This is a genomic window from Bacillus sp. AR2-1 (assembly GCF_008368755.1).
Taxonomy (GTDB): Bacteria; Bacillota; Bacilli; order Bacillales; family Bacillaceae_G; genus Bacillus_A; species Bacillus_A wiedmannii.
This window is the reverse complement of record NZ_QORY01000066.1, coordinates 1-6,052: the sequence shown is the minus strand read 5'-3', so window position 1 is coordinate 6,052 and position 6,052 is coordinate 1. Positions and strand designations below refer to the sequence as shown.

Here is a 6,052-nt window from a genome sequence, read left to right as displayed (position 1 = left end):
TTTTTATACCTCCATTTGTAAGATTTTCACTATTGATTATATAGGAACTTATTGGATATTACACGATTTATATAAATTTAGAAAATTAGTATTTTTAATAGATTTATAAATATTTATTTTATATATAAGGAAAAATAGATATATTTCCTATTACATTTTTAAGAAGAATTCATAAAGTATAATATAACGATTGAAAGGAGGGGGTTAAATGGAATTTCAATTATTGGTAACTTGTATATTACAAGAAGGTAATGCTTTCTTTTTAGTAACGAAAGTAGACGATGTTATTACGTTAAAAGTACCGATTACTGCGGGAGTAGCAGGTTTATTCTTAGCTTTAGGTGTACCAAGATGTTCTTAATTTAAGTTTCTAGAGTAGAAGGGAAGGGATATACCTTTCTCTTCTACTCTTACATAATATGATTATGTAAACTAAAATATTGTTTTGTAATAGCACGTTTAAAATGGACATGCATATACTATAATGTTTCATTGGATGTTAGTGATGAAAGGTAGTTTTCACACGTGCATGTAGTGATGTTCATTAAGTTATGAAATTAAAGAGGTGCTATTATATATGAAAAGAAGAACATTGGATATTCCAGTTACATTGCGAAGAGAGTGGTTTTTAATAGAATTAGCCCATTTAACGAAAAAATATGGAATTGAAATTGCAACTAGCAAAATGGAAGCTGCACCGTTTTTAAGAGATCAAGTTACGGAATCAAAAATAGGATCAGGCCTCCAATATGATAAATATGATGATGAGTATATCATTGAAAATTAAAGGATACCAGCAAAAAAATTCTTTATAACAAAATATAAAATAAAGCAGATTCTAAATATGGAATCTGCTTTATTATGAAATACTTCTAGTCAACTATCCTCTTTCTAGTGTTTTTCCTACATATTTTTCTTGTGTTATTCCAAAAGATTCACGAAGAATGCGAGCATAATCTTTTGATTCTATTGGTCGTTTATTTTTTGTGCCTTTAAAGGTTTCTGTATAATTTTTATTTGTTAATGATACGTGACCATAATCAGTTAATTTACAAGTAATAGCCCCTTTATTAAAAGGCGATTCTTTATGCTCTACAATCACTTTTTGAATGTTATTCACTTTTTTCTCATCTATTGGATGTAAAGTGAAAGCATAGCCTATTTTCCATTCGTGTGAAGGTTCAGATTGCAAGAAATTTGTAGATTCCCCGTTAGCTCCTTTTCTCATTTCTAAAATGTGTGTACCTTTTCGGGTAGTTTGTTTGCGAATTCGATATTCTCCCGTTTGAGAAGAAATCACTTCTCCGTTAAAAGGGACGGGATGTAGAGGTAGATGAGATGCAAAACCTGCGTCTATAACATAATCTTTATAATTATGATTTAATATGATAATGACATGACCATCATCGGGTTTCCATTTATTATCGTAAAGATCATAAACAGTACCAGCTACTTTATATACTTGAAACCCACAATCCATTAAAAAGTAATACAATAAGGAGTTTAATTCATAACAAAGACCGCCTCGTTTTTGAATTAGTAACTTTTCTACTAAGTTATTTTTTGAGATGTTTTTAATAGTACCAGCCATAATATCGAGATTTTCATAGGGGAGAATCAAGCCCATTTTCAAGAGAATTTCATCTAAATCATTAAATGTTATTTCTTTTGCAGGAATTTTTAGTCGTTTAAAAAACTCCTTTTGTAAATTGGTCATCATAAAGCATTCTCCTTTCTTTTTACAGAATTTTCTTCTGCTCACCGATAGGTTAGTATTTATAAAAGTTTAATTCAAGTCTGCGAAAATTATCATAATATATGTTTCTCGAAATATTATTTTCTATTCGGAAATTTCAGTTTAAAATTTAATGGTAGGAAAGTCTTACAGTATAAGCCTCTATTCGTTTGTTTTGTATAAAATTAAATAAAAGTACATATCTTCATTAATCTTTTTTATAACTAGGTGGTAATAAAGTGTTTTTTTCCTAAAGTTTTTTCAAGATTTGTATACTTTATATAGACAATAATGATTTAGAGATATTTGGATTTAGTACGGTTAACAATTATTGAGAAACTTTTTTATAGTGTTCTCTCAAAAGGAAGAGATAGAAACAAAGAGAATAACGTGAGTTAAGAAAGAAGGTGTACTAGTAATCTCTTGCAAATAGGGACAAGATTTTGTTTAAGTAAAAAGATTATCTAGTATTAAGAGAGAAGATAAAAAAATATTACAAAGAGCACCTTCTTTCAAAAAAAGTGGGGGGAGTAACATGCGATTGATGAGAAGATGTGTTGCCTTACTGATTGTATTTTTAATTATGGCTCCAATGATTAGCACGAATGTACGGGCAGAAGTTGTAAAAGAGCTTGGAAAGGGATTTCCTGATACAGAAGTATTTACACCTGGAGAATGGTTTTTAGGTCAAAAACCTGCTAATTATGATGAGAATAAGCCTCCAATTCTTTTTGTACAAGGAAGGAATGGGAATGCTGATAGTTGGTATGGAAAGACAGTGTATCACGATATAAATGATATGTATGACTATGCTTTGAAAGCAGGATATCAAACAGTATTTATACAATTATATGATGCTGCTGGGAAAGGGTCAGCTAGTCAGTGGGACAACGGAAAATTGTTAGCACAAAAGTTAGAAGAAATATATAATCACTTCGGTAAAAAAGTTAATATTGTAGCACATAGTAAAGGCGGTATCGATACACAGGCTGCATTAGTAGGATATGGTGCAAATCGATTTGTTGGAAATGTTATAACGCTTGCGACGCCACATCATGGCTCAAATTTAGCGGACTTATCATATAGTTGGTGGGCAGGATGGCTTGCTTCTATTTTAGGTCAAAAAGATGATGGTACGTACTCATTACAAATGGGCGAAATGGCAAAATTTCGTTCAACGATTGATAATAATCCAGCAGCTAAATTAAACCGTTACTATACGGCTACTGGGACTAGCTGGGGACCAGTATTTTCTGCGCTATCTATGGGCGGGTTATATTTGTCATCATACGGTTCAAATGATGGACTAGTAAATGAGTGGAGTGCTAAGCTGCCATATGGAACGCATTTATTTACAGATTCCAGATTTGATCATGATAATATACGAAAAGGATCTGCTGTTTTCTCTCGAATTGAACCATATTTACGTACAGCAAGTGTAGCCGTACCAGCTTTAGTAGCATCCAGCACTAGTTCAAATGAAAATATAGAACAATTAAATACAACTTCAAATCAAAACATATTAGGAGGAGAATTGCCACAAAATCAGTGGATAGAGCAAACTGTTACGGTTGATAAAAAAGCTGAAGGAATAGTTTCTATCTTAACAGCGTCTTCTGATGTAGAAGTACAAATGATGTCTCCAAAAGGAAAAATGTATACAAATAAGGATAGCGTTATTACTACTGGTGAAGGTGAATCTTTCTTTGGTGGTGCGACAATTAGAACATTTAAATTTGATAAAATGGATGTAGGAGAATGGAAAGTTAAAATGATGGCGAAGCAGTCGAAAGATGCATTTCTGATTGTAAGCGATTACAATGATGGTGCACCATTTGTTCTCCAAATGCCTACAAAAGTTAAAGTGAATAAATCTGAGTATAAACTGAAAAAATCACCTGTGGCACCTGAAATGAAAGGGGATCTTTCTATAACAGTAAGAGTAGTTAATAAAGAAGGGAAACTAGTCTCTGAATACAATGAATTACAAAAGGGTAATAACAATACGTTTACTGGTGCTTTGAAGGACATAAAGCAACCAGGAGTATATAACGTTACGATGGATATAAAAGGGACGAATAAAGAAGGACAACCGTATAATCGTACAATTGTTAAGTCGGTTTATGTGGAGAAGTAAGAAAGAATGAGGGGTTTTTAATATAAAAAGTACCGAACTTTTGTAGTAGAAGAGTTCGGTACTTTTTTCATGTTTATTAGATTAACAGAAACGTACAATGGAATTTATGTTTGATTATAGGAATCAAAAGAGCATTATTCAATAAAAAAAGATGCTGAAATAGCATCTGAATGTGAAGAGGATTATTAACTTAGTTTTATAACTGTTAATTCAACTGAATTAATACCATTATCACAAGTTGCAATACTTTGACGATTAAAACCACTATTATTTTTCAGTTGAAGAGTGGAATTAGCTGTCACTGTAACAATCGTTTCGCCTGCTAGTTGAAGACATTCGTTATTTGATGAAGTATTCATTTGGAAAGCGAAATCACCTTGACTATTAGCGAGTGGATTATTATTTAAAAATATAGTCATGACTGGAATATGTGGAAATACAGGATTTGAAGTAGTGTTAATCGTTGAAATGAAAGAAACTCTATAATCACCAGCTTGACTAAATTGTATAGTAGTAGGATTTAGTAAGGAAACTCCTCCTGCTATAGGGCCAACGTGATTAAATGGAAAAGGATCTCCAAAAGGAACAGTTATAAACTCAGTTTGCCAAAAAGTGCCGTATGCTGGACAGCTTTTTTTATGTGAATGGTCGCATGAACATTTTTTATAGGAACTAGAAGAGGAGTTGCATGAACATTTTTTATATGAACTGGAAGAAGAGTTACATGAACATTTTTTATTTGAATTTGAAGAATGATAGTATGAACCCAATATATTACCTCCTATTATGAATGAAGTGTATACTCATAGTATTTTATGCTTGTCTTATATAAAAGGTGATAGATTTGGAGTATAAAGTGCTAATACGATGAAATGTAGTAATAGAATAGTAGTTGTAACGATTTTGAAGAAGAAAAGGTTGATGTTTTGGTGGAAATATCAGTGGAATATCTTGAAAGATTGAAGTAAAGCGGGCACTCATATTTTACATGTGAAAGTAAAACCATTATCCTCAGTTGCAATGATGTGATCGTTTAAGTGAATGTCTATTTTGAAGTGTTTGTATATTAGAGTTTATGGTTATTATCTTTTATTTACATAGTGGGGCAGGAAGAAGACGAAAAGTATCGAATGAATGTACATATGTAGCATTGTTTGCTTTTGGTGTGAATAGTAATAAAAGATACGTTGAAATATTTTAAACCGTAACAAAAGAGCAATTAAATAATAGAGGGAGCAACTTACATGGAAAATATATTAAAGGTATCTTCAAAATCAAAACCAAATTCAGTAGCAGGTGCAATAGCTGGTGTACTAAGAACAAGTGGCAATGTGGAAATTCAAGCGATTGGGGCGGGTTCTATAAATCAAGCGATTAAAGCAATTGCAATCGCAAGAGGATTTGTTGCTCCAAGTGGTATTGATTTGGCCTTTGTTCCAGCATTTCAAGAGGTTACTATTAATGATCAAGAAAGAACGGCGATTAAATTAATTGTAGGTCCTAGAAGGAAAAGGTAACTGCAGTAATTCAGTATTGAAATGAAATTTAACATAACAAACAAAAAGTGTCACAAATGCTTATGAAATAGGCATTTGTGACACTTTTATAGTTTTGTGAGAATAAAAACCTCTAAAACTGCTCATTCTTCTCCCAAGATTCCACAATATAATGTGCAATCGTCGGGTTGAACCCTTTCCCAACTAAAAACATAATCGCAGCAACTTCTGTTAAAGCGTGTTTGTGTGATGTATGTTTTGCTTCATTTAAACCGTAATCTACCCAAGGTTTTACGAAATCTAGTACAGGTTTCTTTAAAGGTAAAAACTGTGTACCGACAACTTGTTGAATTTGTTGTTGTGTTGGTTCTGTAATTGGTCCAGGCGGTAAGATTTGCGGTTGTGTAATATCGAGTGTTGGTCCTGGTGGTAAAATTTGTGGTTGTGTTGGATCAATTGTTGGTGGTTTAGGCGGTGAGACACGTGCGTTGTAGTTTGGTTGGTACATTTGTTGTTGGTATTGTGGTTGTTGCGGCTGAGTTTCGTATGGATTTCGTTGAAATTGTTGCTCTTGATTTTGTGGTGCTACATATGGATTTTGAGGGTATTCATAATTTGGACGTGAGTCGTATGGATTTTGTTGATATTGTTGTTCTTGATTTTGCGTTGTTGCATATGGATTTT

At 32.5% G+C, this 6,052-nt stretch carries 7 protein-coding genes; 4 read left to right on the top strand and 3 right to left on the bottom strand.

Annotation, left to right across the window (positions count from 1 at the left end):
• Window positions 1-208 precede the first annotated feature (208 nt).
• Together exsG and DT250_RS31485 are read left to right on the top strand one after the other, a co-directional pair.
• Window positions 209-361, top strand: a complete 153-nt coding sequence (gene exsG, locus DT250_RS31490) for an exosporium protein ExsG (protein WP_000395678.1) — start codon at window positions 209-211, stop codon at window positions 359-361.
• A 216-nt stretch (window positions 362-577) separates the two neighbouring features.
• Entirely contained in the window at window positions 578-787 is a 210-nt protein-coding gene (locus DT250_RS31485; protein WP_000830261.1) for a hypothetical protein, read from the top strand.
• A 93-nt stretch (window positions 788-880) separates the two neighbouring features.
• Here the strand turns inward: DT250_RS31485 and DT250_RS31480 are convergent, their stop codons facing one another.
• Complete coding sequence (locus DT250_RS31480) at window positions 881-1,720, bottom strand: arylamine N-acetyltransferase family protein (protein WP_048540941.1); 840 nt, start codon at window positions 1,718-1,720, stop codon at window positions 881-883.
• Between the two features lie 550 nt (window positions 1,721-2,270).
• Between DT250_RS31480 and DT250_RS31475 the strand changes: the two genes are divergently transcribed.
• Window positions 2,271-3,872: an esterase/lipase family protein gene (locus DT250_RS31475; RefSeq protein ID WP_097857106.1), complete on the top strand. Its 1,602-nt coding sequence runs from the start codon at window positions 2,271-2,273 to the stop codon at window positions 3,870-3,872.
• A gap of 185 nt (window positions 3,873-4,057) precedes the next feature.
• Here the strand turns inward: DT250_RS31475 and DT250_RS31470 are convergent, their stop codons facing one another.
• A complete protein-coding gene (locus tag DT250_RS31470) occupies window positions 4,058-4,642 on the bottom strand; it encodes a hypothetical protein (protein ID WP_002085940.1) in 585 nt (194 codons plus the stop codon).
• 474 nt (window positions 4,643-5,116) lie between these two features.
• On the opposite strand from DT250_RS31470, the gene spoVS reads away from it, so the two are divergent.
• Window positions 5,117-5,389: a stage V sporulation protein SpoVS gene (gene spoVS, locus DT250_RS31465; RefSeq protein ID WP_000427790.1), complete on the top strand. Its 273-nt coding sequence runs from the start codon at window positions 5,117-5,119 to the stop codon at window positions 5,387-5,389.
• Window positions 5,390-5,501: 112 nt separating this feature from the next.
• Here the strand turns inward: spoVS and DT250_RS31460 are convergent.
• A partial coding sequence (locus tag DT250_RS31460; protein WP_149214396.1) for a hypothetical protein occupies window positions 5,502-6,052 on the bottom strand: 551 nt, incomplete at its 5' end.

Bases quoted from the DNA above. Each gene is read 5' to 3' on its own strand.
- exsG (WP_000395678.1), top strand. From the start codon at position 209: ATGGAATTTCAATTATTGGTAACTTGTATATTACAAGAAGGTAATGCT.
- DT250_RS31485 (WP_000830261.1), top strand. From the start codon at position 578: ATGAAAAGAAGAACATTGGATATTCCAGTTACATTGCGAAGAGAGTGG.
- DT250_RS31480 (WP_048540941.1), bottom strand. From the start codon at position 1,720: ATGATGACCAATTTACAAAAGGAGTTTTTTAAACGACTAAAAATTCCT.
- DT250_RS31475 (WP_097857106.1), top strand. From the start codon at position 2,271: ATGCGATTGATGAGAAGATGTGTTGCCTTACTGATTGTATTTTTAATT.
- spoVS (WP_000427790.1), top strand. From the start codon at position 5,117: ATGGAAAATATATTAAAGGTATCTTCAAAATCAAAACCAAATTCAGTA.